Raw genomic sequence first — 25209 nt, forward strand, 5'->3', positions numbered from 1 at the left:
GCGTCGAAGCCATGAAAAACGGCTAACGAATACGCGCTCCCAATACATCATGAAGACATTCACATCGCGTGCCATCGCGGGCATCGGCGCGTCGGTCGTCGCGCTCGCGTGTCAATCCGCATTCGCGCAAAGCTCGGTCACGCTGTACGGCGTCGCCGATGTCAGCGTGCGTTACCTCACGAACGCCAACGCCAACAACGACGGCAAGCTGTTCATGACGAACGGCGCCATTACCAATAGCCGCATCGGCTTCAAAGGCGTCGAAGATCTCGGTGGCGGCCTGAAAGCGATCTTCCAGCTGGAAAGCGGCGTGGAACTGGAAAACGGCCAATACTCCGACAGCGCTCGCGCATTCAATCGCGCGGCTTTCGTCGGCCTGTCGAATCCATATGGCACGCTGACGCTCGGCCGTCAGAAGACGCCGCTCTTCGACATGCTCGGTGACGTCTACGATCCGCTCACGGTCGGCAATTACTTCGAGAACGCATGGTTGCCGGTTGCGTTGGGCGCGGGTCTCTATGCGGATAACGCCGTCAAGTACAACGGCACGTTCGCGGGCCTCACGATCGGCGCGATGTACTCGTTCGGCACGAACTATACGTCGACGGGCGCGGGCGGCTTCTCGGGCCAGGTTCCGGGTCATATGGGCGCGGGCAACATGTACGGCTTCACGGCGTCGTATGCGATGGGCCCGCTGTCCATCGGCGGCGGCTATCAGCAGAACAGCGACAACGCCGCGAACAAGCAGAAGATCTGGAACGCGAACGCGGTCTATGCGATCGGCGCGGCGAAGCTCTATGTCGGCTATCTGCATTCGACCGATGACACCGGCTTCGTCGACAGCATCCTGCAACAGCGTGGCCTCGTATCGGGCACGGATATTCTGAAAGGCTCGGGCCGTCGCGACGATGGCCCGTTCGCGGGCGTCACCTATCAGGTCACGCCGGCGCTGTTGCTCACGGGCGCGTTCTACTACGACCACATGAAGAACGCGGCCATCGGCGGCGGCGCGACGGGCAGCGGCAATCGCTATACAGGTGTCGCGCTGGCGGAGTACGCGCTGTCGAAGCGCACGGAAGTCTACGGCACCGTGGACTTCAACAAGGTGACGGGCGCGGCGGATGTCGAACTGCCGGGCCGCTCGAATCAGACCGGCGTGTCGATCGGCTTGCGCAATATCTTCTGATGACGCTTCAGCGCACGCGCAATGTATAGCGCGTGCGCTGACGATACACGTCGCCGGGCCGCAAGACAGCGCGCTCGCTGTCTTGCATGTTGATCTCGTTGGGAAAGCCGCCCGCTTCCAGGCACAGTCCCGCCTGCTTGCGATAACGCGAACCGCCGCGCGCGGGCACATCTTCCAGATAATTCCCCGAGTAGAACTGCAAGCCGCGCGCATCGGTCGACACGCTCAGTTCGCGTCCGCTCGATGGATCGAACAGCACAGCGACCGTGCGCGGTTCGTTCGCTTGGTCGCTCAACACGTAGCAATGATCGAAGCCGCCCGCGATCGCGAGTTGCGGATGAACCGCATCGAGACGCGTACCGATCGATGCAGGCCCGCGCAAATCGAACGCGCTGTCCCCGACGCTTTCGCGCGCGATTGGAATCGAGGTCGCATCGATTGCGAAGTACGTATCCGATGCAATCGATATCTCATGGTCGCGAATGCTCGCGCCGTCGTTCAAATTGAAGTACGCGTGATTGGTCAGGTTGATGGGCGTCGGCGCATCGGTGCGAGCTTCGTAGTCGATCGATAACGTGCCGTCGTCATCGAGCGCATAGCGCACGGTCACATCCACATTGCCGGGAAAGCCAGAAGCGCCCGCAGGCGATTGCAGCGTCATGACGAGCGCGCCGTTCGCCGCCTGCACACGCCACATCTGCCGATGAAAACCCGCCGAGCCGCCATGCAGAAGATTCGCGCCTTCGTTGCGCTCCGCCTGATGCGCGATGCCATCGAGCACGAAGCGCGCATCGCGGATGCGATTCGCCCAGCGCCCGATGATCGCGCCCATGAACGCGCTGCCGTTGCGGTAATCGTCGGGCATGTCGTGACCGAGCAGGACATTGGCGAGATGTCCATCGCGATCGGGCGCGAGCCATGAAACGAGCGTCGCGCCGAGGTCGCTGATATCGACAGACATGCCCGATGCATTGCGCAACGTGTAGAGATTCGCGTCGCCCCAGGGGCGAACGTCGATGGAAGAAGAGGTCGTCATGCGCGAGATCATCTCATGGCCGCGCCGCGACTTCATCGAGATGCAACAGTAAGTCCGCTGGATCTTCATACACGCGCAACGCGCCGGAGCGCTCGAGTTCATCGCTGCCATAACCGCCCGATAGCAAGCCGACGCCGAGCGAGCGGCAACGGCGCGCGGCCAGCATGTCCCAGATGCTGTCGCCGACGACGACCGTATGCTCGATCGGCACGTTCAGACGCTCGGCGGCGGCGAGGAACAGATCCGGATCGGGCTTTGCGTACTTCACCATGTCGCGCGTAACGACCACTTGCTTCGACGGATCGACGCCCAATGCTTCGAGATTGACCTGCGCGGTTTCCATGCGCCCGCTCGTCGCGATGGCCCAGCGCGTGCCGGCGTTCGTCAACGCTTGCAGCAATTCGCGCGCGCCGGGCAGCGGACACACCTGCGCGCGCAGCCGCTTGTACGCCTCCGCATGCAACTGACGCAGCCGCTCGACGCGATCCGCGCTGATCTCGCCGTGCGTCTCGCGCAGTAACTGATTGGTGAAGAGTCCGCCGCTCATGCCGATCTTGCGGTGAATGCGCCACACCGACAACTCGATGCCCTCGGCGTCGAGCGCTTCTTTCCACGCGAGCACATGTTGATAGACGCTGTCGACGAGCGTGCCGTCGAGGTCGAATAGAAATGATGTTTCGATGCGCATGGTCTGCTCCCTTTGATCGAGTTCGGGCGTGTCGTATCGCTTCATCATACGCACGATCGGGCAAACAGGCTGTTCCAGGTGCGATAATGGATGTTTGCGCCGCGAGCCGGTTATATCGCGGAATCGCCGCATGAAGTCCCTGAATTTTGCATCAATTACGCATCACGGAGCCTATCTTGACCCGCATCGACAATCCCTCCCGCGATCAGGAGGCAGGCGTGGCCGACTCCACGCAAGACACGACCCGCATCGACGATACGCGCATCGGCGCGGTGCGTCCGCTGATCTCGCCCGCGTTGCTGCTCGATGAACTGCCGGTCACGCCCGGCGTGCAGACCCTCGTCGAGGAAAGCCGCGCGGCCATTGCGAATATTCTGCATGGCCGCGATGACAGGCTCGTCGTCGTCATCGGTCCGTGTTCCATCCACGATCACGATCAGGCGATGGAATACGCAGAGCGTCTGAAGAAAGTGGCGTACGAACTGCGTAACGATCTCTTCATCGTGATGCGCGTGTACTTCGAAAAGCCGCGCACGACGGTAGGCTGGAAGGGCTATATCAACGATCCGCGTCTCGATGGCAGCTTCCGCATCAACGAAGGACTGCGCCGCGCGCGCGAACTGCTTCTCGACATCAGCGGCCTCGGTCTGCCCACCGCGACCGAGTTCCTCGATCTGCTCAGCCCGCAATACATCGCCGATCTCATCGCGTGGGGCGCGATCGGCGCGCGCACGACGGAGAGCCAGAGTCATCGTCAGCTTGCGTCGGGGCTTTCTTGTCCAATCGGCTTCAAGAACGGCACCGATGGCGGCGTGCAGGTTGCCGCCGACGCAATCGTCGCGGCGCGCGCGAGCCACGCGTTCATGGGCATGACAAAGATGGGCATGGCGGCGATCTTCGAGACGCGCGGAAACGACGACTGCCACGTCATTCTGCGCGGCGGCAAGAAGGGGCCGAACTACGACGCCGAAAGCGTCGCGGCGGCGTGCGGCGCGCTCTCCAAGCTCGGCCAGCGCGAACAGGTGATGATCGATTGCTCGCACGCCAACTCGAACAAGTCGCATCTGCGTCAGGTCGATGTCGCGCAGGACATCGCGCGGCAACTGGAGGCGGGCGAACGGCGCATTACCGGCGTGATGATCGAGAGTCATCTGGAAGAGGGCCGTCAGGATCAGAAGCCGGGCGTGCCGCTCAAGCACGGCGTATCGATCACCGATGCATGCCTTGGCTGGACGCAAAGCGAACCTGTGCTCGAACTGCTCGCTCAAGCAGTGAGAAAACGCCGCGCGGGGTGATGACAAAAAACGTGGGCGCGGCAAGGGAAGCGTTTCCGTTCGCCGCGTTCACGGCGACGACGGGCGATGCATCGAAGTTCGATGATCGCGTGATGTGACAAGCCCCTACCGCGCCACCGCCGCATTCAGCGCATTGAGCAACGCCAGCGGATCGAATGGCTTCTTCAACTGAATCGACTTCGGCAATGCGCGACGCTCGTCCTCGCTGAGCGCGAGGTCGTAGCCCGTCACGAACACGACGCCCAGTCCCGGCGTTTTGCGGCACGCCGCGATAGCCAGTTCCACGCCGGACTGCCCGGCAAGATCCACATCCGTCAGCAGCAATTCGAAGCGATGCTCGCGCATGAGCGCCAGCGCTTCATCGACGCTGCCCGCTTCCGTCAGATCCAGCCCGAAGGTGCGCAGCAATTCGGCGGTGCTATCGCGCACGAGTTCGTTATCTTCGACGAACAGCACGCGCATTCGCGAGAGCGCATCGTTTTGCGCGACGCTCGGCACGCTGACATCGGCGCTGGCAGGCGCGCCCGCCGATGCCCTCATGCGTTGTCCCAGAACCTGCCGCACCTTGCGCGCCAAAGCCTCATGCGTATAAGGCTTGCTCAGCAGATCGATGCCTTCGTCGAGCCGCCCCGCATGCACGATCGCGTTGTCCGTATAGCCCGACGTGAACAGCACCGCGATACCCGGCACGCGTTCACGCGCCTTGCGCGCCATTTCGTTGCTGCGCAGCGGGCCGGGCATCACGACATCGGTGAAGAGCAGATCGACGGGCACGCCGCTTTCGACGATCGCCAGCGCGCTCTGCGCGTCCTTTGCCCGCAATACGCGATAGCCCAGATCCGCGAGCATCTCGACGACGGTCGCGCGCACTTCCTCATCGTCCTCGACGACGAGAATGGTCTCGCTGCCGCCCTTGGCCGGACCGGCATCGATGGTCGTTTCGATATCCTCTTCCTCGCGCGCGCGCGGCAGATAGATACGCACCGTCGTACCGTGCCCTTGCTCGCTGTACACCTTCACGTGGCCGCCGGACTGCTTGACGAAGCCGTACACCATCGAAAGGCCGAGGCCCGTGCCTTGTCCTTCGCGCTTGGTCGTGAAGAACGGCTCGAACGCGCGTTCCTGCACTTCGGGCGACATGCCCGAACCGGTGTCGGTCACGGCGACCATCACGTACTGGCCGGGCGCGACGTCGGCGTTGCGCATCGCGTAGGTTTCGTCGAGCGATGCATTGCCGGCTTCGATCGTGAGCTTGCCGTGACCGTTCATCGCGTCGCGTGCGTTGATCGCGAGATTGAGCAGCGCGTTCTCGACCTGGAATGGATCGACGAGCGTATTCCACAATCCGCCCGACACGATGGTTTCGATCTCGATGCCATCGCCGAGCGCACGGCGGAACATGTCGTCGAGGCCGCGCACGAAGCGGCCCAGATTCACGACCTTCGGCGCGAGCGGCTGGCGTCGGCCGAACGCGAGCAATTGCGACGCGAGATTCGCGCCGCGCGCGACGCCCGCGAGCGCGCTTCGCACGCGCTGCTCGGGCTTGTCCTGTCCGGCGACGTCTTTCGCGAGCAATTGCAGATTGCCGCCGATCACCTGCAGCAGATTGTTGAAGTCGTGCGCGACGCCGCCCGTCAGCTTGCCGATGGCTTCCATCTTTTGCGCCATGCGCAGCGCTTCTTCGGCGTGGCGCAGCGCGTCGGCGGTTTCGCGGTCGGATGTGACGTCGCGGCCCACGCCATGAATGCGCCGCGTGGCCGGATCGAGCGATACGGTCCACGCGATCCAGCGCCAGCCGCCGTCCGAACGGTTCATCCGGCATTCGTAGCGCACCGGCAAGCCGTTCGCGCGCAGCTTGCCGAGTTCCTCGGCGGCGGCGGGCGCGTCGTCGGGATGAAGGAGGTCCATCACCGTGTGCGAATGCAGGCGCTGCGAGTCGAAGCCGAGCACCGTCGTCCATGAAGGACTCACGCGCAGCAGCGCGCCCTCGAAGCTCGCGACGAAGAACAGATCTTCGCTCAACTCCCACAAACGATCGCGATCCGCGACGGCATCCGCGACGCGGCGTTCCAGCGTTTCGTTCAGATCGCGCAGCGCGTCCTGCGCCTTCGTGCGCTGGGCGATCTCGTCCTGCGCGGCCTGAAAGAGCCGTGCATTGTCGATGGCGATCGCCGCTTGCGACGCGATGCCCGTCAGAATGCGCTCCGAGCGCTCCGTGAAGACGCCCGGCTCGGGATGCCCGAAGAACAGCCCGCCGAGCACTTCGCCCGTGCGCGAGAGGACCGGCGCGGCGAGATAGCTGCACACCGCGAGATGGCCCTTCGGCATGCCGTGATGCGGCGCGTTGTGTCCATAGCGCGGATCTTTCGTGATGTCGTCCGAGCGCACGATGCCTTCGCCCGCGAACGTCGGACCGAATACGGCCGTGTTGCGCGGCATCGGAAATTTGGCGAACGTATCCTTCGGCACGCCCGACAGGGTGTAGAGCGTGTAGCTGCCGCCCTTGTCGTCGAGCACGTTGTAGAAGAACGAGCCGAAGGCGGCGCCGGTCAGCTCCGTCGCGGCATCGACGACGACCTGCACCGCGCGGCTCAGATCGAGTTCGCCCGCGACCGCCGTGCCGACGCGATTGAGAATCTCCAGCGTGCGCGATTCGTCGCGCAGCTTCTGTTCGGTCGCGCGACGCAGCCGCGCGAGCCGCAGATTGCTCGCCACGCGCGCGAGCAGTTCGCGTGCGGAAAAGGGCTTGGTCAGATAGTCGTCCGCGCCCGCTTCGAGGCCGTCGACGCGCGCTTCCTCGCCCGCGCGCGCCGAGAGCAGCACGACAGGCGTTTCGCGCAGCGCTTCGTCTTCGCGCAGCGCGCGCACGAGCGCGAAGCCGTCGAGGCGCGGCATCATCACGTCGGAGACGATGACTTCCGGTCGCACGTCGCGCGCGATCGCGAGCGCGGCTTCGCCGTCGGCGGCGACGTTCACGTCGTGGCCCGCCGCGATCAGCATGCGGCGCATGTAGTCGCGCAGATCGGCGTTGTCGTCGACGATCAGCACGCGGCCCGGCAACGCATTGGCGAGCGCCGGGTCGTCGGCCGCGTCCGCGCCGAGCGGCGCGTCTTCCTCGCTTTCGACGACCGGCGGCTCTCCGTCCGGCATCCAGCGCATGGCGGCATCGACATACGAGCGCGCGCGGATGCTCGCTTCGGCATGGGGCGCGGCTTGCGCATCGAACGCCGATTCGCGCGACGAGGGCAGCGTGACGGTGAAGCACGCGCCTTCGCCGAGCGTGCTTTGCACGCGGATCATGCCGCCGTGCAGCTTGACGAGCTCGTGCACCATCGCAAGGCCGATGCCGCTGCCTTCCACCGAACGGCCCGCCGCGCCCGTCACGCGATGGAAGCGCTCGAACACGCGCGTGAGCTCGTCTTCGGGAATGCCGATGCCGGTATCGCGCACGCTCATTTCGATGCTGCGATCGGCGTTCGCGTGCAGCGAGATGCGGATGGCGCCATCGAACGTGAACTTGAACGCGTTCGACAGCAGGTTCATCACGATCTTTTCCCACATGTCGCGGTCGATGTCCGCGATCACCGGCGCCTGCGCGATATCGATCTCGAGGCGCAGGCCGGCCGTTTCGATCGCCGAGCGAAACAGCGACGCGAGCTCGGCGGTGAATACGGCGATATCGGTCGGCTGACGATGCATCTCGATGCGCCCGGCCTCGATGCGCGAGAAATCCAGCAGCGCGTTGACGAGCTTCAGGAGCCGCAGGCCATTGCGATGCATGATCTCGACGAGCCGCAAATCCTCGCGGCCTACGCGTCCGGGACTGGCCAGCAGTTCTTCGAGCGGACCGAGCATCAGCGTGAGCGGTGTCCTGAACTCGTGGCTGATGTTGGAGAAGAACGTGGTTTTCGCGCGGTCGATTTCGGAGAGCGCTTCGGCGCGGCGGCGCTCTTCCTCGTACGCGTGCGCATAGCCGATCGCCGCGCCGATCTGGCCCGCGACCAGATTCATGAACGCGCGATAGGCGTCGTCGAAAAGCCGGTAGGGGTTCAACGCCGCGATCAGCACGCCCGCGCGGCCCGTCTCGCCCGAAGGCGCGATGGGCGCGAGCACCGCGCTCGAAGGCGCGACGTTCCACGCGCCGGTCGGCAGCGGCGCATCGACGAGGCGTTCGAGGTTCGTCACCACGCGCGCCTGGCCGTCGCGCAGCACGCTTTGAAACGGCCACAGCTCCGCGTGCGACGCATGCAGCGTTGCGGGCGCGGCCGCGTGGCCCGGCGCGATGCCGCACGCGCCGGCGAGCGTCGCCATGTCGCCGCCCGGCTCGGCGATGTAGAGCAGCGCGAAGGGCATGTCGCGCGATGCGCCTGCGAGCGCGTTCATCGACAGTTCGCATGCCTCGCGCCACGAGCGCGCATCCGCCGCCGATGCGGCCAGCTCGCGCAGCACGTTAAGTTGACGTTCGCCGAGGACGCGCTGCGTGTCGTCGCTGTTCGCGCAGATGATGCCGCCCGCGCCGCCGCGGTCATCGGGAATCGGGCTATAGGAGAACGTGTAATACGTTTCCTCGGGAAAGCCGTTGCGCTCCATGATGAGGAGCTTCTGTTCGACGAATGTCCCTTCGATGCCCGCGAGCGCCGTGTCGAGCAGCGGGCCGATATCGTTCCAGATTTCGCGCCACACGACCGAGGTCGGCTGGCCGAGCGCATGCGGATGCTTGCCGCCGATGATCGACTTGTACGCGTCGTTGTAGAAGAAAAGCAGGTCCGACCCCCAGCCGACCCAGATCGGCTGGCGCGACGTCAGCATGATGCGGATGGCCGTCTTGAGACTTTGCGGCCAGTTTTCGGGCGAGCCGAGCGCGGTCTGCGTCCAGTCGAAACCGCGGATGAGCGCGCCCATTTCGCCGCCGCCCAGGAGGAAGCTCGGGTCGAGCCCGTTCATCCTCGTATCCGCGATCAGGTTTTCGGCTTTCATCGACGCTTGATCTCCTCGCCCGGCCTCTCGATAAGGCGATGCAGGTTTGTCAGGGACGCTGCCCGTCGTAGGGTTCGAATCGTTCATGTGCGCTTCCGGACGCGGGTGCGAACGATACCGGATTCTCGCACGGAAAACCCATTTTCTTGCAATGGCCGCACGCGCGTCAGCCCCGTCCTGCAAGGCGTTCGGGACAGTGCGGCACGGGATTTGCTGGACGTGTCGCTCAAATCGATAACGTGCGCGTGACCGTCAGGCGCCAGCATCACATCAAGCGAAACCATGTCCAGACCGATGCCTAAAGCCCCCTCGACATCAGGCGCAGGCGCGCACGAAGACTTCGATATCTACGCGTCGTATGTGGTGAATGCGACGGGCCTGCACATCGGCACGCTGAAGGTCGTGAGAAAGCGCGACAAGCGCGTGCTCTATCCGTTCGATGGCTGCGAGACCATCGGCCCGTTCGAATCGAGCGAGGACGCGCGGCGGGCGGCCGAAGCGCTCGGCCACCGCATCGTCGCGGCGGATCTCGCCAATCCGGAGCCATGATCCGCGCTCGCGCATTGTCCTATGACATGCGCTTTCGACGCAGGCGGAACGTCTCATCCCCGTGAGCGCGTCGAGGCTGCGAGCCGCGCGGTAAGAAGCCCCGGCGAGTCCACAGACGATCGGCAAGAATGGCCCGCGCGCTCGGGAAAACCCCAGCGCCGTCATCGTCCTAGGACATGCCAGGCAAGCGGCATGCGTCTGTATCTTGATCTCAAGGCGGTGCATGGCGCGCGAACTCGAGCGCAGCACCGGGTCCATGACGCATCCGGAAGACGACTATGAGTGACGTGCAACCATCCACGAGGCAGGGTCAACACGCGGCGCCCGATGAGACGCCCTCGCGCGCGCCGATTCGACGCGCCATGGCCGCCTCGGCAATAGGCAATGCGACCGAGTGGTTCGACTACGGCATCTACAGCTACGGCCTGACCTACATTTCGGCCGCGCTCTTTCCCGGCAGCACCGCGCAAGCCACGCTCTTCGCCCTCGCCACGTTCGCGATTTCGTTTCTCGTGCGTCCGCTCGGCGGCCTCTTCTGGGGACCGCTCGGCGATCGTCTCGGCCGCAAGCATGTGCTCGCGCTGACCATTATCATCATGTCGATGGCGACGCTGCTCGTCGGCTTGCTGCCTTCATATGGAAGCATCGGCATATGGGCGCCCGTGGCGCTCGTCGCGTTGCGCATGATCCAGGGCTTCTCGACGGGCGGCGAGTATGGCGGCGCGGCCACGTTCATGGCCGAATACGCGCCCGATCACAAGCGCGGCTTTTGCGGCAGCTTTCTCGAATTCGGCACGCTCGCGGGCTTTTCGCTCGGCGCGTTCCTGATGCTCGGCTGCTCGGTGCTGCTCGGCAACGACGCGATGCACGCGTGGGGATGGCGCCTGCCGTTTCTCGTCGCGGCGCCGCTCGGTCTCATCGGACTGTATCTGCGCTCGAAGATGGAGGACACGCCGGTGTTTCGCGAATGCGCCGAAGCGGCGGAGCGAGAGCATCAGACGGGTGTGTCGTTGGGCGAACTGTTCGCGAGCTACTGGAAGCCGCTCTTGCAGCTCGGCGGGCTCGTCGTGGCGCTCAACGTCGTGAACTACGTGCTGCTCGCCTATATGCCGACGTTCATGAAGAAGGAGCTCGGCATGAGCGACAACCTCTCGCTGCTGCTGCCGCTCATCGGCATGCTGTCGATGATGGTGCTGCTGCCGTTCGCGGGCGCGCTGTCGGATCGTATCGGACGCAAGAAGGTGTGGTGGCTTTCGCTCGTCGGCATCTTCGTCGCGGCCGTGCCGATGTTCTCGCTGATGACCCATGGCATTGCCGGCGCGCTGATCGGGCTTGCGGTGCTGGGGCTGCTGTATGTGCCGCAACTCGCGAGCATCTCCGCGATGTTTCCGGCGATGTTCCCGACGCAGGCGCGGTATGCGGGGATGGCGATCGCCTATAACGTGTCGACGTCGATCTTCGGCGGCACCGCGCCGATGGTCACCGATTGGCTGATCGGACGCACAGGCAGCACGCTGGTGCCGGCGTATTACATGATGGGGGCTTGTGCGGTTGGCGCGGTTGCGTTGGTGTTCGTTACCGAGACGGTCGGGTGTTCGCTGCGCGGGCGGGGGATTCCTGGGGCCGGGACTGGTGCTGGTGCCGGGACGCAGCGGGACGATATGGCGCATGACGTGTTGCCCGAGCATCGGCATGCTTGATGTTTTTTTCGCCGGATCCCGTTTTCGCGTTGGACTATTAGCACAGGGGCAACGCTAATAAGCCGAAAGCAAAACGGGATCCGGCGAAATCCACCGTAGAGAAAGCAAACCTCAGTGCGCCACTTTCACCTTATTGTTCCCACTCAAAACCCGCGCCTGCAGCAAGATCACGAGCAGTAGAAACGCACCGCGAATCACCGACTGCCAGTAGGCGGAAAGCGAAATGAACCCGAGCCCGTTCTCGAAGTTGAGCAGATTGAACACGAGCCCGAGCAACGCGACGCCCGCGACGGTCATCGCGATGGACCCATCGCCGCCGGTCAGTCGCGTGCCACCGAGGACGACCGCGGAAATCGCGAACAACTCCCATCCGACGCCTTCATTCGGCTGTCCCGCGCCGAACTGCGCGGCCAGAATCGCACCGGCGATGCCCGCAAGCAAGCCGCTCAGCGCATACACCATGACGAGCGTGCGGTCCACGTTCAGGCCCATCAGCCGCGACGCTTCCTCACTTCCGCCGATGGCGAGCGCATGCCGCCCGAAGCGCGAACTGCGCAGCGCGATCCATCCGGCAAACGCGGTCAGCGCCGACACGATGCCCGGTATCGGCAAGCCGAACAGATCGCCCTGACCGAATGCGGCGAAGTTCGAATCCGATGAAATGCCGACCGCGTCGTTATGCCCGAGCAGCAACGCAAGCCCATGCGCGCCGAGACTCGTCGCGAGCGTGACGATGAACGGCAGGATCCGCATATGCGTGATGACGAGCCCGTTGAGCACGCCCACCGCGAGGCCTGCGAGCGAGCCGGAAAGCACCGCGGCGAGCCCGCCATGCGGGCTCGCCAGCGCCGACACCACGCTCGCGAGCGCGGCCACCGCGCCGACGGACAGATCGATGCCGCCCGTGATGATGACGAACGCCATGCCGATCGAGATCAGCAGGAACATCGAGTTGTATCGCCAGAACGACGTGATGTTGTACGCGTCCGCGAAATGTTCGTAACGCATGACGCCGAGCACGAGCAGCGCCGCGAGCGCGATGAGAATCGGCAAGTTCTTTTTCATGTCGACGTTCAACCTCGCTTGCGTTGCACGTACACCGCGACGATGATGATCGCGGCCTTCAGCACCAGCGCGGCGGCATCCGGAATGCCGTGCGCGAGCAGCGTATAACGCAGCAACTGGATGATGAGCGCGCCGATCAGCGTGCCCGTGATATACGCCTTGCCGCCCGTCAACGCGGTGCCGCCGACCGCGACCGCCGCGATCGCATCGAGCTCCACGCCGAGACCGACGACATTCGCATCCGACGACGAATTCACCGAGATCGAAATCAGCCCGGCTAGCCCGGCGAGCGCCGCGCATACGGTGTACGCGATCATCTTCACGCGCGCGGTCGGAATGCCCGAGAGATACGCGGCGTCCTCATTGCCGCCCGTCACGAGCAGGAACTTGCCGAACAGCGTCTTGCGCACGATCCACGTAAAGAGTGCGACGAGCACGAGCATCAGGAGAATCTGGAACGGCACGCCCGCGATCTTGCCGAGCGCGATCCATTGAAACGCGGGATTCGTGAACGCCTGAAGGCTCCCATCGGTGACGACTTGCGCGATGCCGCGGCCCGCGATGAAGAGCACGAGCGTCGCGACGATCGGCTGCACGTTCAGTCGCGTCACGAGAAAGCCGTTGAAGACGCCGCATAACGCGGCGGCGACGATCGGCAGCGTGAACGCAAGCACGATGCCGAGCGGCCCGTCGATGTTCATGAAGAGCATCGGCGCGAGCGCACCGGCTATCGCCATCGACGCGCCCACGGACAGGTCGATGCCGCCCGTCGCGACGACGAGCGTCATGCCGATGCCGACGATCACGATCGTCACCACTTGCGTGAGATTCACGTTGAACGTCTGCAGCGAAACGAAGTGCTGCGTGAAGATCAGATTGAAGACGATCATCGCGAGCAGCACGGCGACTTCGCGCTGAATCGCCACGCCACGCTTCTTCTTTGCCGATGCCTGCACGATCGGCGCGGCCCGTTGCGTATCATCGATCATGTTTCGCTTCCTCTACCGCCTCGGCGAGCGTCGACTCGGCGCCCGCGCCATACGCGATCGCATCCATGATCGACGCCTCGTTCATCTGCGCGCCGTCTAGTTGCGCGACCGTTTCGCCGTCGCGGATCACGACTGCGCGATCCGCCACTGCCGTGAGTTCTTCCAGTTCCGATGCGGACAGCAGCACCGCCATGCCGGCATCGCGCAATTCGCGCACGATCTTCGCGACGTCGGCTTTCGCGCCCACGTCGATGCCGCGCGTGGGCTCGTCGAGCAGCAAGAGGCGAGGGTGCGTCGCGAGCCAGCGCGCGAGCAGCACCTTCTGCTGATTGCCGCCGGAAAGTTCGCGTATCGGCTGATCGGGCGAGCGTAGCTTGATGCCGAGCGATTCGATGAAGCCATCGACGATCTCGCGCTGCTTCGCGACATCGACGACGCCGCGTTTCGTCAGCGCAGGCAGGCAGACGAGCGTGAGGTTGTCGCGCACGGAAAGCTCCGGCACGATGCCTTCGGCCTTGCGATCTTCCGTCAGATACGCGACGCCGCGCGCGATCGCATCTTTCGGCGATTTGAACGATGCTGGCTCGCCGTTTATATCGAGCGTTCCTTTCGCCGGGCGATCCGCGCCGAAGAGCAGGCGCATCGTTTCCGTGCGGCCCGAGCCGAGCAGGCCCGCGAGGCCGACCGCTTCGCCCGCGTGAACATCGAGCGATACGTCCGTGACCTTCGCGCCCGCCGCGAGCCCTTGCGCCGCGAGCGCGACCGGACCGCGCTTCGCGAGATTCGCTTCCTTCACCGCGCTGTCTTCATGCACGACGGCGGCGAGCGTGCGGCCGAGCATCGTCGTGACGAGCTTCAGCTTGTCCATCTGCTGCATCGTGTTTTCAGCGACGGTCTGGCCGTCGCGCATCACCGTGACGCGATCGCACAGCGCATAGAGTTCATCGAGCCGATGCGAGACGAAGATGACCGCGCGCCCGTCGTCGCGCAAGCGGCGCACGACGGTGAAGAGCAGCTCGACTTCGCGCTCGTCGAGCGAGGACGTCGATTCATCCATGATGACCATCTTCGCATCCGACGACACCGCGCGCGCGAGCGCGACCATCTGCTGAATCGCGGTGGAATAGTCGCGCACGGGCTTTCTCACATCGATACGCAATCCGAACGATTCGAGCAATTCGCTCGCACGCCGTTGCACTATCTTCCAGTCGATGAGACCGAAACGGCGCGGCTCGCGCCCGAGAAAGATGTTTTCCGCGACGGAGCGGAAAGGCACGAGATTGATCTCCTGATAGATCGTGCTGATGCCCGCTTCGCGCGCTTCCTTCGGCGTGCGGAAATCGACTTCGCGGCCATCGAAGCGAATCGTGCCCGCGCTCTTGCGATACGCGCCCGTGAGAATCTTGATGAGCGTGGACTTGCCCGCGCCGTTCTGGCCGATGAGCGCGTGCACTTCGCCTGCTGCGACGGTCAGGCGCGCGCGCTTCAACGCAGCGACGCCGCCGAACGCGATATCGATGTCCTGCATGTCGAGAAGGGGAGTCTGAGCCATGCGTGATATCCGTCGAAATGAAAAAGCGAGCGCCTCCGATCAGACGCCCGCAAGTCACACACACACTTCGCTCAGTACCCGTACTGCATGCTTGCGTCGACGTTGCTCTTGTCGTAGAAGCGATCCGAGACCTTCACCCACGGCGGCACCGTTTCGCCCTTCGCGTACTTCTGCGCGACGTCGCATGCGAGCGGTCCGAAGAACGGGCTGGATTGCACGCTCGCGCCGAGCTCGCCCGCCTTGATCGCTTCGAGGCCGCCCTTGGTGCCGTCGATCGTCACGAGAACGATATCCTTGCCCGGCTGCTTGCCCGCCGCCTTGATCGCCGCGATCGCGCCGAGCGCCATTTCGTCGTTGTGCGCGTAGACCGCGGTCACGTCGGGATGCGCCTGCAAGAGCGTCTCCATCACCTGACGGCCCTTGTCGCGCGCGAAGTCGCCGCTTTGCGACGCAACGATCTTCATGCCGGGATTCTTCGCGATGACATCGTCGAAGCCTTTCTTGCGATCGTTCGCGGCGGACGCGCCCGTCGAGCCTTCCAGCTCGATGATGGTCGCCTTGCCGTTGGTCGCCTTCACGAGCCAGTCGGCGGCGCGCTGACCCTGATCGATGAAGTCCGAGCCGATGAACGTGATGTAGTCCTTGCCCGCCTTCGCCATCGACTGATCGATGTTGCGGTCGACCAGAATCACGGGAATGCCCGCTTTCTTCGCCTGCATCACGACCGGCACGAGCGGCTTTTCCTCGCGCGGCGGGAAGACGAGCAGATCGACGTGCTGCGCGATCATGCTCTGGATGTCCGAGACCTGCTTCGCCGCGGAACTGTTGGCGTCGGTCATGACCATCTGCCAGCCGCATTTCGCCGCGATGTCCTTGAAGCTCTTCGTCTCCGCGAGACGCCACGGATTATTGCTCTCGGTCTGCGCAAAGCCGACCTTCAACGGCTTCTTGTTCGGGATCTTCGGCAGGCCGTCGTCGGCGGCGTGGGCGGCGGTGAAGCCGGCCGCGAGCGTGAGTGCGGTCAGGGCGGTCAGTGCGGCAGCGAGCGGGCGCAGGCCCAGGCGCGATTTCTTATCTAATGACAGCATGTCTTCCTCCATTGAATGGTTAGGCTTTTTCTGATGACGCCGATGCTTGGTGTTGCCCGGTCTGCCTGCTGCGAGAGTCAAACTGCGTACCGCGTTCCGTGCGAATGCGGCGATTGCTTCAGCGCATTTCATTAACGATCAATCGCTAATATTATTAATGGCCAACTGTTTGGCCTCGGTGTTTTCCGCGACGGAGCCGCGCTCGATCAGCGGTCCGTCCAGCTTCACGGTGCGACGCCGAACGGGTGCGCCCGCGGCCCGGTTCTCTTCTTCCTGCAGCAGCGTCTCGACTGCCCAGCGCCCTAGCTCATAGTTCGGCAGCACGACGGTCGAAAGCGGCGGATGCGTATGCCGCGCGATTTCCTGATCGTCGTAGCCGAGCACGGATACATCGTCGGGCACGCGCAGTCCGAGCTGCTTCAACGCCTCGATCGCGCCGAGCGCCATCAGGTCGTTCGCGCAAAAGATCGCGGTCGGCGGATTCGGCTCGCGCATTAGCGAGAGCGTCTGTTCGAAACCGGTGTCGGGACTCCAGTCCCCTTCGCGCACCAGTTCCGGCGCGAACGGCAGATCGGCTGTGGCGAGCGCGGTCCGATAGCCCTTCAGACGATCGCGCGCCGCGTCCTGCCACGGCTCGCCGTTGATATAGCCAATGCGCTTGTGCCCCGCGGCCAGCAGATGATCCGTCGCGGTGTGCCCGCCCGCGACTTCCGCCGGCACCACAGAGGACACGCTCGCATCGCTCGTGTAGCAGTTGAGCAGCACGGTCGGCACCTTGGCGAGCACGGCCGGCAGCGTGACGCGGCGGGTATAGACCGTCGCGTAGATCACGCCGAGCACGTTCGGATTGCCGAGCGTCGCGTCGAGCACGCGCGCCTCGATCTCCGCATTGCCGTGCGTCGAATAGACGGCGAGCATGCGCCCGTTGGCGAAGGCCGCGTCCCGCGCGCCGTCGATGCTCACGACCGGATGCGGGCTCGTCGAAATTTCGTCGGCGAGATAGACGATCAGATTGCGCTCGCGCTGGCTATCGAGCGCGGCGACCGGTTCGCGCTGCGTCATGCGATAGCCGAGATCTTGCGCGGCGCGCAGCACCTTGTCGCGCGTGGTGTCGGAGAACTTCGCGCCGCTTGCGTTGTTCAGCACGAGCGAGACCGTCGATTGCGAGACTCCGGTGAGCTTCGCGATGTCGGTCATCGTCGGGCGGCGTTGCGTGGATTTTTTCATTGTGCGTGCCGCGCCGGGCGGCTGAACTCTGCGCGAAACCTGTCTCGCGGGCCGGAGAAACTTGCCACTAATATTAGTGATGAACGACGCGGAAAGCACGTTTTTATTGGTCATTTCTGCTCAGGGTTTTCACTGGTTATTACTAATAATATTGACGAGCGGATTACACGCATGCGATTCTGTTTTCGCACTCGCAACGAGGAGAAAGTGCATGGGCAAGTACGACGAGAGCGCGCGAGACGCGCTCGCCGAAGCGTTCGAACGAGACGGCTTCGTCCTGCTGCGCGATCATTTCCCGCGCGCGACGATCGACGCATGGCGCGATGCGTTCGCGCCGCTTCTGCAACCGCACGTCGATGCAGCGCGCGAGGCGTCGGCGAGCGGCAATCGCGGACCGGGCCGCTATTACGTCACGCTGCCGTTCGAAGGCGAGTTCGCGGACCCGTCGGTCTTCTGCGATGAAGACATCGTCGGGATCGTCGAACGCGTGGCCGGGCGCGATCCGGTGATGTGCCAGCTCGCCACCGACACGCCGGTGCTCGGTTCAGAGTTCCAGGACTGGCATCGCGATACGCCGCCGCTCTTCGACGATGCGCCGGAAACGCCTTCGTTCCAGCTCGCGGTGAATTTCCCGCTCGTCGATGTCGATGACCGCAACGGTCCGCTCGAAACGACGCGTGGCACGCATCGCATGTCGCGCGATGAGGCGCTGGCCGGTCTCGAAGCAGGGCGCTTCCCCGCCGAGCGCGTGCCGATGAAAGTCGGCGACGTGATGATTCGCGATGTGCGCGGCCTGCATCGCGGTACGCCGAATCTCATCGGCGAGCCGCGTCCGATGGTCGTGATCGGCTACAGCCGCGCGTGGTATTTCCGGCCCGAGGTGCATATCGACGTGCCGCGCGACGTCTTCGCCGCGTTGCCTCCGCGCGCGCGGCGGCTGCTGCGCTTCAATCCTCAGGTGGAAACGACGGCGCGCACCTTCGACGAAAGCTATCGGCAGTTTGCATATTGAGCGCCGCGCCGTCCGATCCGCTCGTCGAACTGCGTCATGGCGCGCGGCGCGTGCTGCTTGCGCCGCACGTGGGCGGATCGATCGCGGCCTTCGACGAAACGCGCGACGGACGTACGATCGACTGGTTGCGTCCCGCGACGCCCGCCGCGCTGGCCGCACGCGATCCGCTCGGCATGGCGAGCTTTCCGCTCCTGCCGTACTGCAATCGCATCCGCGAAGCGCGCTTCGTGTTCGACGGTGCGCTCATCGATCTTTCCGGCGACGGCAACGCCTTTGCGCACGCGCTGCACGGCAACGCGTGGCGCTTGCCGTGGCGTGTCGGCGATGTGTCGGACGCCCGCGCGCGTCTGCATTTTTTGCACGAACCCTCGCGCGATGCCGCGCGTCACTGGCCGTTCGCATACGAGGCGACGCAGGACATCGCGCTCGATGACCACACGCTAAGCGTGACGCTCTCCGCGCGCAACCTGTCCGATCGGCCGATGCCGTTCGGCATGGGACATCACCCGTACTATCCGCGCACGCGCAATACGCGCGTTCACGCACGCGTCGCGTCGATGTGGCACAGCACGCCCGATCTGCTGCCGACGCATGCGGGCGCGCATCCGTGCGTCGATGCGATGGCGTCGCAAGAAGGCATGTCCGCCGATGCCTTCGATCTCGACAACAACTTCGCCGGTTGGTCGCGCACGGCGACGATCGCGTGGCCCGACGAACGCCGCGCGGTCGCGCTCAGCGCGCAAGCGCCGTTCGATGCCCTGGTGGTGTATGCACCGAAGTCGCATCCCGATTTGCTCTGCGTTGAGCCGGTGAGCAACGTGGCGGACTGGGTCAATCTCGATGTCGACCGCGCCGCGAAGGGCGGCGCGGTGCTGGAACCGGGCGAGTCGGTCAGCGCGACATTCGCCTGGACGACTCACACGGAATAAGGCGTCGCGCCTACTGACCGAAGAAAACGTTGCAGTTCGCCGGGCTGCAGTCGCTATCGCGATGTCCGCTCGCGGAGGCGGGCTTCATGCCGCCATACGCGGAGTCGCCGCCGGAGGCTTGTTGCGGCGTCGCGGCGGTTTGCGTCTGAGATTCATCGGGCATGGCCTGCGACATGTACATCGGGCGCATCGTCTGGACGAGTTGCTGCGCATCGGCGGGCATGCCTTGCGCGTGCGCGACACCGATTCCTGACACGACCGCGCATGCTGCCATCATCGCGAGAAATTTCGGGTTGATCTTTGCCTTCATGTTCCAGCTCCTTGAAACGAATGCACAAGCAGCCGGGAACGCGAGTCTCGGACTCCTTGCCGCTTTGCCGATGGACGGATGAATGGATCGAGCGCGGGCTCGCTTCGTCCGACGCGACAAATGACGACGCACCGGGCGCGACGAATGGCGCTCGGGGATTACCTTACGGCGATGGGAAGGCGCGAGAAATCCCTATCTGGCAGGGATACCTTGGTGGGGATAGGCGTGCGGGTTTAAAGAAGAAGCACGAAAAACGCGCCCGGACTTGCGAAAGTCCGGGCGCGCCGAAATGCGGAAACTCAATACGTTTATTCCGACTTGCCGGAGGTGCCGCTCGACATGTTCGATCCCGAGCTGCCCTTCTTGTGCATCTTGCTGCTGCCCTTGGACGAATCCATCGTGTTCGAGCCCGATGCGCCCGACGTCGAGCCGGTTACACCGTTGCTGTTCGGCGTGCCCATTCCGGTGCCGCCCTGACCGGCCCCGTTGCCGCCCGCCGTGCCGCCACCCGCGCCTGCGCCACCCGCGCCGCCGCCGCCGGCACCGCCGCCCGCGCCTTGCGCGAATGCCGCGCCCGACAAGCCCAGAATCATGGCCGACACAATCAAACTTCTCTTTGCGTTCTTCATGGTTTCCTCCCGTTGATCAATGATCTCGATGCGCGCCGCCTTGCGCAAAGCTGCGGCGTCGCAGATTACATTGCGCAATCACCGTGCCGCGGGAAGAAATCGAATTGTCATGCAGTCGCCTCGTCACACCACTCGATGGCCCACGCCCGCGCGCAATGGACGGCATCCGACTCGCTCGCGAACGCATCCAGCTCGCCGGATTCGAATACTTCCGCATGCGCGGTGCGCTCGTCCGCCGGACGCGTGATGCGTGCGTGCGCGTAGTAGCTGCCGTCTTCGTCGTGATGGGCGGTGCAGTCGATGTGAAACGTCTTGTAGTCGAATCGCATGAAAGGCTCCGAAAGAGATTGCGAGGGCAGGCGCGAAGCGTGCGATGCCGTGATTACCTTTGACTCCGCGCCTCTCGTGAGATACTGTATAAACATACAGTATCATAATCAAGATGGATCTCTCCGAAAAGCTCGAAATTCTCGCCGACGCCGCCAAATACGACGCGTCGTGTGCGAGCGGCGGCGCGCCCAAACGCGAGTCGCGCGGCATCGATGGCCTCGGCGCGAGCACCGGCTCCGGCATCTGCCACAGCTTCACGCCCGACGGGCGCTGCGTCTCGCTGCTCAAGATTTTGCTGACGAACTTTTGTCTGTACGACTGCCGGTACTGCATCAATCGCCGGTCCAGTAACGTGCCGCGTGCGCGCTTCACGCCGGAAGAAGTTGTTACGCTCACGCTGGATTTCTACCGTCGCAATTACATCGACGGGTTGTTTCTCAGTTCCGGAGTGATTCGTTCGTCGAACTACACGATGGAGCAGCTCGTCCTCGTCGCGAAATTGCTGCGTGAGAAGCACGGATTTCGCGGCTACATCCATCTGAAGACGATTCCCGATGCCGATCCCGAACTCATCGCGCAAGCGGGACGCTATGCCGACCGTCTGAGCGTGAACATCGAATTGCCGACGGAAATCAGCCTCGAGCGGCTCGCGCCGGAAAAGAGCGGCCGCACGATCAAGCTGGCGATGGGCAACATCCGCGTCGCGCGCGAGGAATCGGAAGCGGAGCCGCGCGCGCCGAAGTTCGCGCCGGCGGGGCAGAGCACGCAGATGATCGTCGGCGCCGATGAAACCGACGACCGCACGATCCTCGGCACCGCCGAAACGCTGTACGGCTCTTATCAGCTAAAGCGCGTGTATTACTCGGCGTTCAGCCCGATTCCTGACAGCCCCTCGGGCGTGCCGTCGAAAGCGCCGCCGCTCTTGCGCGAGCATCGGCTGTATCAGGCGGATTTTCTGATGCGCGGCTACGGTTTCGCCGCCGCCGAACTGCTCGGCGATGCCGGCAATCTTCCGCTCGATGTCGATCCGAAACTCGCGTGGGCGCTTGCGCATCGCGAGCGCTTTCCCGTCGATCTGAACGCCGCGCCCGCGCGCATGATCGCGCGCGTGCCGGGCATCGGCATGCGCAACGCGAAGCGCATCGTGGAGTTGCGGCGCGAGCGGCGCGTGCGCTATCACGATCTCGTGCGGCTGCGCTGCGGCATGGACAAGGTGAAGCCGTTCGTCGTCACGGCGGATTACCGGCCGCCGCTCGACGAAGCGCCTTCGGACAGTCTGCGGCGCGCGCTCGCGACCGGCCCGGTGCAGCTTTCGCTGATCTGATGCACGTCATCGCCATCGACGACGAATTCGACGCCTGGCGCGTCGCCGCGCTCGATGCGCTCGCGCAAAAGCTCCCGCCCGAATCGATCGACTGGCGTACGGCTCAGGCGGAGCCGGCGTTGTTCAACGAGTCGGCGCGATCGGCGAAAGCGGCGAAGGCAGCGGATGCGCCGCCTATCCGCGTGTCGCGCGAACTCGCATCGCTGCTGAAAGACGCCGCGCATTTTCGCGACGCGCGCCGCTGGAGCTTTTTATATCGCGTGCTGTGGCGCTGGGCGCAGGGCGACCGCTCGGTGGCATCGCCCGCCGATGAAGACGGCGCGCGCCTCTACAAGATGGCGAAGGCGGTGCGCCGCGCGCAGCACGACATGATCGCGTATGTGCGCTTCCGGCAGCGCGACGCGTCGCTCGGCGCGCCGGAATTCGTCGCGTGGTACGAGCCGGATCACGACGTGCTCGCGTGGGGCGCGGAGCATTTCGCCGCGCGCATGGGACGCTCGACGTGGCTCATCGCAACGCCCGACGGCGCCGCGATGTTCGACGGCGAGCGCCTGCAACTGGAGCGCGGCCGCGCGCTGGCGTCGGATCATGCGGCGGTCTTGCCGGATGCCGCCGAAGCGCTCTGGATGACCTACTACCGCAGCATCTTCAATCCGGCGCGACTGAACGAATCCGCGCTCGAACAGCATATGCCGGTGCGTTTCTGGAAAGGGCTGCCGGAAGGCGCACTGATCCCGAAGCTCGTCAGCGATGCGCGCGGCGGCGCGCGACGCGTCGCGCAGGCGCAAAACGTCGGCGCGCTCGGCGGCAAGGCGGTTCAGGTCGATGCGCTCGCAGCGCAGCCGGAGCGGGACGCGCCCACATCGCTCGATACTTGCCGCCGCTGCGATCTGTGGCGCAACGCGACGCAGGCGGTGCATGGCGCCGGTCCGTCCGATGCGCGCATCATGCTGCTCGGCGAACAGCCCGGCGATCAGGAGGATCTGAAGGGCGAGCCGTTCGTCGGACCGGCCGGGCAACTGCTTCAGGACGCGATGCAGCGTGCCGGCGTCGTGCGCGAGCACGTCTATCTGACCAACGCGGTGAAGCACTTCAAATGGGAGCCGCGCGGCAAGCGCCGTCTGCACAAGACGCCCGCGCAGCAGGAGGTCGAAGCCTGTTCGTACTGGCTCGAACAGGAACTGCATGACGTCGGCGCGAAGGTGATCGTCACGCTCGGCGCGACCGCGTTGGCCGCGCTTTTCGGACGGCGCGCGACGCTTTCGGCGCATGTCGGGCGCGTCGTGCCGTATCGGGACAAGCTGGTCGTCGCGACGTATCACCCGTCCTACGCGCTGCGCCAGAACGACGAAGCCGCGCGCGAAAAAACCGTCGCGGCTATCGTTGCGGCGCTGGAGCTGGCGTCGTCGTTGAAGGCCTAGCGCGCTCAGAACGCCGCGCGCACGACGCCGCCATCCGCGCGCAACGCCGCGCCGTTCGTCGCCGATGAAAGCTCCGAGCACACGTACGCCACCATGCTGCCGATTTCCTCGGGCGTGATGAAGCGCTTGAGAATCGACGTGGGCCGCGCTTCTTCGAAGAACTGCTTCTCGAATTCGCCGAAGCTCTTGCCGCCCGACAGTTTCTCGACGAACTCGGTGACGCCTTCGGAGCTCGTCGGCCCCGGCAGCACCGAATTGACGGTCACGCCGGTGCCCGCGCAGGTTTCCGCGAGGCCGCGCGCGAGCGAAATCTGCGCCGATTTGGTCACGCCGTAATGAATCATCTCGACGGGAATCTGAATGCCGCTCTCGCTGCTGATGAACACGACGCGGCCCCAGTTCTTCTCCTTCATCTTCGGCAGATACGCGCGCGACAGGCGCACGCCCGACATCACGTTGGTGTTGAAAAAGCGCAGCCATTCGTCGTCGGGAATCTCTTCGAACGGCTTCGGATCGAAGATGCCCATGTTGTTCACGAGAATATCGACGTGCGGAAAGCGCTTCACGAGCGCGTCGACTTGCGCTGCGTCGGAGACGTCGCCGGCGAAGCCTTCGCCCTGTGCGTTGGGCACGAGTTCGCGCAGTTTAGCCAGCGCCGCATCGACAGACGCCTGCGAACGGCCGTTGATGATCACGCGCGCGCCTTCACGCGCGAGCGCCACGGCAATGGCATGTCCGATGCCCTTCGTCGATCCGGATACCAGCGCGAGCTTGTTGCCGATCTTGAGATCCATGTCTGCTCCTTCGATTGGGTTGGCGGAATGCGCCGGCGATTTCGCCACGACGCGTTCCGGGATGTTAGCCATAAGCGCAGTACGTTGCTGAAGCCGCGTCCGGCAAGCGTTCGCCGCCCGTGAAACCCCGCGACATAAATGCTCGATGGCTTCCGCCGCGGTCATCGTCCATAGTTGCGTCCAGCGTGAAACGAAGCAGATGCAGCAGCGAGAACCGAGCCGTGTCACGCATCCACGAATCCACACAGGAGGTGCAACATGTCCAGCTCGATCAACTTGTTCAAGAAAGTGCGCGGCGCGGCGCTCGCCGGTTTCGTCGTCGGCACGGCGCTGCTTGCGGGATGCGCGAGCAATCCGGCGCAGGCATCGAATCAGTACGGGCAGTACGTGCAGACCGTCGCGGCTGCGCCCGCCGTGCGCCCCGACGCGATCTACGTCTACGCATTCGCCAGCGATGCGAACGACGTCAAGCTCGACAATCACGGCCTGATTTCGAAGCTCGGCTCGGCGATGTCCGGCGATTCGCAAGCGCGGAAGCAGACGCAAGACGCCATCGCGGCGCGCGAGGAAGTCGCGAACGAAATCGTCGCCAAACTGCAATCGATGGGTCTCCCCGCGATCCGCGCCGACGTGCCGCCGCCGCAAGATCGGAGCGTGCTCGTCGTCGAAGGAAGCATCAATACGATCGATGCGGGCAATCGCCGCCGCCGCATGGTGATCGGCCTCGGCGCGGGCGAAAGCAAGGTCGGCGCGACGGTGCAGGTCGTCCTCAAGCCCGCGAACGGCGTGCCGCAACTGCTCGAACAATTCGACGCGAAAGCCGACAGCGGCCACGCGCCGGGCGTCGCGGAAATGGCGGGCGTCGGCGCGGCGGCGGGGCACGTCGCGACATCGCTCGCGGTGTCGGGCGGGCTGCACGCGGTGTCGGAGACGAAGCACGCGGATGTGTCGTCCGATGAAAAGCGCCTCGGCGACACCATCGCCAAGCAGATCGCCAAGCTCGGCCAGGAGCAGGGCTGGATGCCGGCGAAGAGCTAAGGGAAGCGGCGGCCGTTGCGCGGTCCGGAACGTGCTTGCACTAGAATCCGGACGAATGTTCGCTTCGCGA

21 protein-coding genes are annotated in these 25209 nt (G+C 64.5%); 9 read left to right on the plus strand and 12 right to left on the minus strand.

What is annotated here, in order from left to right; genetic code table 11:
- Window positions 1-49 precede the first annotated feature (49 nt).
- Window positions 50-1186, plus strand: a complete 1137-nt coding sequence (locus LDZ23_RS25720) for a porin (RefSeq protein WP_008347714.1) — start codon at window positions 50-52, stop codon at window positions 1184-1186.
- Between the two features lie 7 nt (window positions 1187-1193).
- Here the strand turns inward: LDZ23_RS25720 and LDZ23_RS25725 are convergent, their stop codons facing one another.
- The gene (locus LDZ23_RS25725; RefSeq protein ID WP_174447711.1) at window positions 1194-2222 is read right to left on the minus strand and encodes an aldose epimerase family protein; all 1029 of its coding nucleotides are present in this window, start codon (window positions 2220-2222) and stop codon (window positions 1194-1196) included.
- Between the two features lie 13 nt (window positions 2223-2235).
- Window positions 2236-2910: an HAD family hydrolase gene (locus LDZ23_RS25730; RefSeq protein WP_008347718.1), complete on the minus strand. Its 675-nt coding sequence runs from the start codon at window positions 2908-2910 to the stop codon at window positions 2236-2238.
- A 176-nt stretch (window positions 2911-3086) separates the two neighbouring features.
- Between LDZ23_RS25730 and LDZ23_RS25735 the strand changes: the two genes are divergently transcribed.
- Entirely contained in the window at window positions 3087-4205 is a 1119-nt protein-coding gene (locus tag LDZ23_RS25735) for a 3-deoxy-7-phosphoheptulonate synthase (protein ID WP_008347720.1), read from the plus strand.
- Window positions 4206-4310: 105 nt separating this feature from the next.
- Here the strand turns inward: LDZ23_RS25735 and LDZ23_RS25740 are convergent, their stop codons facing one another.
- Window positions 4311-9182 (minus strand): response regulator, encoded by a 4872-nt coding sequence (locus tag LDZ23_RS25740; RefSeq protein WP_008347722.1) that lies wholly within the window; start codon window positions 9180-9182, stop codon window positions 4311-4313.
- Window positions 9183-9476: 294 nt separating this feature from the next.
- On the opposite strand from LDZ23_RS25740, the gene LDZ23_RS25745 reads away from it, so the two are divergent.
- Complete coding sequence (locus LDZ23_RS25745) at window positions 9477-9731, plus strand: DUF6723 family protein (RefSeq protein ID WP_008347724.1); 255 nt, start codon at window positions 9477-9479, stop codon at window positions 9729-9731.
- Between the two features lie 278 nt (window positions 9732-10009).
- Window positions 10010-11431: an MFS transporter gene (locus LDZ23_RS25750; RefSeq protein ID WP_008347726.1), complete on the plus strand. Its 1422-nt coding sequence runs from the start codon at window positions 10010-10012 to the stop codon at window positions 11429-11431.
- 111 nt (window positions 11432-11542) lie between these two features.
- Here the strand turns inward: LDZ23_RS25750 and LDZ23_RS25755 are convergent, their stop codons facing one another.
- The 5 genes from LDZ23_RS25755 to LDZ23_RS25775 all read right to left on the minus strand — a co-directional run bounded on the left by LDZ23_RS25755 (window position 11543) and on the right by LDZ23_RS25775 (window position 17352).
- A complete protein-coding gene (locus LDZ23_RS25755) occupies window positions 11543-12496 on the minus strand; it encodes an ABC transporter permease (protein ID WP_033536250.1) in 954 nt (317 codons plus the stop codon).
- Window positions 12497-12504: 8 nt separating this feature from the next.
- Window positions 12505-13485 (minus strand): ABC transporter permease, encoded by a 981-nt coding sequence (locus LDZ23_RS25760; protein ID WP_008347730.1) that lies wholly within the window; start codon window positions 13483-13485, stop codon window positions 12505-12507.
- Window positions 13475-15037, minus strand: coding sequence for a sugar ABC transporter ATP-binding protein (locus LDZ23_RS25765; RefSeq protein ID WP_008347732.1), 1563 nt, complete (start codon window positions 15035-15037; stop codon window positions 13475-13477). The genes LDZ23_RS25760 and LDZ23_RS25765 overlap by 11 nt, the downstream gene beginning before the upstream one ends.
- Window positions 15038-15108: 71 nt before the next feature.
- Window positions 15109-16125 carry an ABC transporter substrate-binding protein gene (locus LDZ23_RS25770; protein ID WP_008347733.1) on the minus strand — a complete coding sequence of 339 codons (1017 nt, stop codon included), beginning with the start codon at window positions 16123-16125 and terminating at the stop codon, window positions 15109-15111.
- A gap of 138 nt (window positions 16126-16263) precedes the next feature.
- Entirely contained in the window at window positions 16264-17352 is a 1089-nt protein-coding gene (locus tag LDZ23_RS25775) for a LacI family DNA-binding transcriptional regulator (RefSeq protein WP_008347735.1), read from the minus strand.
- A 211-nt stretch (window positions 17353-17563) separates the two neighbouring features.
- Here LDZ23_RS25775 and LDZ23_RS25780 point away from each other — a divergent pair, with 211 nt between their 5' ends.
- Window positions 17564-18364, plus strand: a complete 801-nt coding sequence (locus LDZ23_RS25780; protein WP_008347737.1) for a phytanoyl-CoA dioxygenase family protein — start codon at window positions 17564-17566, stop codon at window positions 18362-18364.
- Entirely contained in the window at window positions 18361-19293 is a 933-nt protein-coding gene (locus LDZ23_RS25785; RefSeq protein WP_008347740.1) for an aldose 1-epimerase, read from the plus strand. The genes LDZ23_RS25780 and LDZ23_RS25785 overlap by 4 nt, the downstream gene beginning before the upstream one ends.
- Window positions 19294-19303: 10 nt before the next feature.
- On the opposite strand, the gene LDZ23_RS25790 is transcribed toward LDZ23_RS25785, so the two are convergent.
- The 3 genes from LDZ23_RS25790 to LDZ23_RS25800 form a co-directional block, all read right to left on the minus strand.
- Window positions 19304-19603, minus strand: coding sequence for a hypothetical protein (locus LDZ23_RS25790; protein ID WP_008347741.1), 300 nt, complete (start codon window positions 19601-19603; stop codon window positions 19304-19306).
- 308 nt (window positions 19604-19911) lie between these two features.
- Window positions 19912-20232, minus strand: a complete 321-nt coding sequence (locus LDZ23_RS25795; protein ID WP_033536253.1) for a hypothetical protein — start codon at window positions 20230-20232, stop codon at window positions 19912-19914.
- 107 nt (window positions 20233-20339) lie between these two features.
- A complete protein-coding gene (locus LDZ23_RS25800; protein WP_008347744.1) occupies window positions 20340-20561 on the minus strand; it encodes a hypothetical protein in 222 nt (73 codons plus the stop codon).
- Between the two features lie 113 nt (window positions 20562-20674).
- On the opposite strand from LDZ23_RS25800, the gene LDZ23_RS25805 reads away from it, so the two are divergent.
- Both LDZ23_RS25805 and LDZ23_RS25810 read left to right on the plus strand, forming a co-directional pair.
- Window positions 20675-21886, plus strand: coding sequence for a putative DNA modification/repair radical SAM protein (locus tag LDZ23_RS25805; protein WP_008347746.1), 1212 nt, complete (start codon window positions 20675-20677; stop codon window positions 21884-21886).
- Window positions 21886-23307, plus strand: coding sequence for a UdgX family uracil-DNA binding protein (locus tag LDZ23_RS25810; protein WP_034470996.1), 1422 nt, complete (start codon window positions 21886-21888; stop codon window positions 23305-23307). The genes LDZ23_RS25805 and LDZ23_RS25810 overlap by 1 nt, the downstream gene beginning before the upstream one ends.
- Before the next feature lie 5 nt (window positions 23308-23312).
- Here the strand turns inward: LDZ23_RS25810 and LDZ23_RS25815 are convergent, their stop codons facing one another.
- Window positions 23313-24101 carry an SDR family NAD(P)-dependent oxidoreductase gene (locus LDZ23_RS25815; RefSeq protein ID WP_008347750.1) on the minus strand — a complete coding sequence of 263 codons (789 nt, stop codon included), beginning with the start codon at window positions 24099-24101 and terminating at the stop codon, window positions 23313-23315.
- Window positions 24102-24359: 258 nt separating this feature from the next.
- On the opposite strand from LDZ23_RS25815, the gene LDZ23_RS25820 reads away from it, so the two are divergent.
- Entirely contained in the window at window positions 24360-25139 is a 780-nt protein-coding gene (locus LDZ23_RS25820; RefSeq protein WP_008347752.1) for a DUF4410 domain-containing protein, read from the plus strand.
- Window positions 25140-25209: the final 70 nt, after the last annotated feature.

Origin of the sequence: Caballeronia zhejiangensis, assembly GCF_022879815.1 — a bacterium.
GTDB lineage: Bacteria > Pseudomonadota > Gammaproteobacteria > Burkholderiales > Burkholderiaceae > Caballeronia > Caballeronia zhejiangensis.

Coding starts and splice junctions, on each gene's coding strand:
- LDZ23_RS25755 (WP_033536250.1), bottom strand. CDS start 12,496: ATGAAAAAGAACTTGCCGATTCTCATCGCGCTCGCGGCGCTGCTCGTG.
- LDZ23_RS25725 (WP_174447711.1), bottom strand. CDS start 2,222: ATGACGACCTCTTCTTCCATCGACGTTCGCCCCTGGGGCGACGCGAAT.
- LDZ23_RS25810 (WP_034470996.1), top strand. CDS start 21,886: ATGCACGTCATCGCCATCGACGACGAATTCGACGCCTGGCGCGTCGCC.
- LDZ23_RS25750 (WP_008347726.1), top strand. CDS start 10,010: ATGAGTGACGTGCAACCATCCACGAGGCAGGGTCAACACGCGGCGCCC.
- LDZ23_RS25775 (WP_008347735.1), bottom strand. CDS start 17,352: ATGAAAAAATCCACGCAACGCCGCCCGACGATGACCGACATCGCGAAG.
- LDZ23_RS25820 (WP_008347752.1), top strand. CDS start 24,360: ATGTCCAGCTCGATCAACTTGTTCAAGAAAGTGCGCGGCGCGGCGCTC.
- LDZ23_RS25795 (WP_033536253.1), bottom strand. CDS start 20,232: ATGAAGAACGCAAAGAGAAGTTTGATTGTGTCGGCCATGATTCTGGGC.
- LDZ23_RS25745 (WP_008347724.1), top strand. CDS start 9,477: ATGCCTAAAGCCCCCTCGACATCAGGCGCAGGCGCGCACGAAGACTTC.
- LDZ23_RS25730 (WP_008347718.1), bottom strand. CDS start 2,910: ATGCGCATCGAAACATCATTTCTATTCGACCTCGACGGCACGCTCGTC.
- LDZ23_RS25720 (WP_008347714.1), top strand. CDS start 50: ATGAAGACATTCACATCGCGTGCCATCGCGGGCATCGGCGCGTCGGTC.
- LDZ23_RS25800 (WP_008347744.1), bottom strand. CDS start 20,561: ATGCGATTCGACTACAAGACGTTTCACATCGACTGCACCGCCCATCAC.
- LDZ23_RS25770 (WP_008347733.1), bottom strand. CDS start 16,125: ATGCTGTCATTAGATAAGAAATCGCGCCTGGGCCTGCGCCCGCTCGCT.
- LDZ23_RS25740 (WP_008347722.1), bottom strand. CDS start 9,182: ATGAAAGCCGAAAACCTGATCGCGGATACGAGGATGAACGGGCTCGAC.
- LDZ23_RS25760 (WP_008347730.1), bottom strand. CDS start 13,485: ATGATCGATGATACGCAACGGGCCGCGCCGATCGTGCAGGCATCGGCA.
- LDZ23_RS25790 (WP_008347741.1), bottom strand. CDS start 19,603: ATGAAGGCAAAGATCAACCCGAAATTTCTCGCGATGATGGCAGCATGC.
- LDZ23_RS25780 (WP_008347737.1), top strand. CDS start 17,564: ATGGGCAAGTACGACGAGAGCGCGCGAGACGCGCTCGCCGAAGCGTTC.
- LDZ23_RS25815 (WP_008347750.1), bottom strand. CDS start 24,101: ATGGATCTCAAGATCGGCAACAAGCTCGCGCTGGTATCCGGATCGACG.
- LDZ23_RS25765 (WP_008347732.1), bottom strand. CDS start 15,037: ATGGCTCAGACTCCCCTTCTCGACATGCAGGACATCGATATCGCGTTC.
- LDZ23_RS25805 (WP_008347746.1), top strand. CDS start 20,675: ATGGATCTCTCCGAAAAGCTCGAAATTCTCGCCGACGCCGCCAAATAC.